Origin of the sequence: Psychrobacter sp. 16-MNA-CIBAN-0192, assembly GCF_040309565.1 — a bacterium.
Lineage (GTDB): Bacteria > Pseudomonadota > Gammaproteobacteria > Pseudomonadales > Moraxellaceae > Psychrobacter.
In genome coordinates, this window is record NZ_JBEOOX010000060.1 from 1 (window position 1) to 368 (window position 368).

Here is a 368-nt window from a genome sequence, read left to right on the forward strand (position 1 = left end):
GGCACCCAAGTCACGGTGCCAAATGTCACCGTCGATGCCAACGGCAACTACAGCATTGCTGGTGTCGATGTTTCCACATTAGTTGATGGCGACATCACCGTGTCTGCCACCGCGTTAGACAATAACGGCAACAGCGTTAACGACACCGATGTCGATAATCTGGACGCGACCGCCGGTAACATCACTGTCGATCTAGTCTTAAATGACAGCGGCGCCACCGCCGATATTAGCGGTACCACCACCGATGTGGCCCCAGGTTCAACCGTCACGGTAGTGCAGACTGATGCCAACGGCACCCAAGTCACGGTGCCAAATGTCACCGTAGATGCCAACGGCAAATACAGCAGGGCTGGTGTGGATGTTTCCAC

Annotated in this window: 1 pseudogene; it reads left to right on the forward strand. The window is 55.2% G+C overall.

Annotation, left to right across the window (positions count from 1 at the left end):
• Nucleotides 1–368: pseudogene (locus AAEY78_RS12350) on the forward strand (hypothetical protein); the annotation flags it as partial.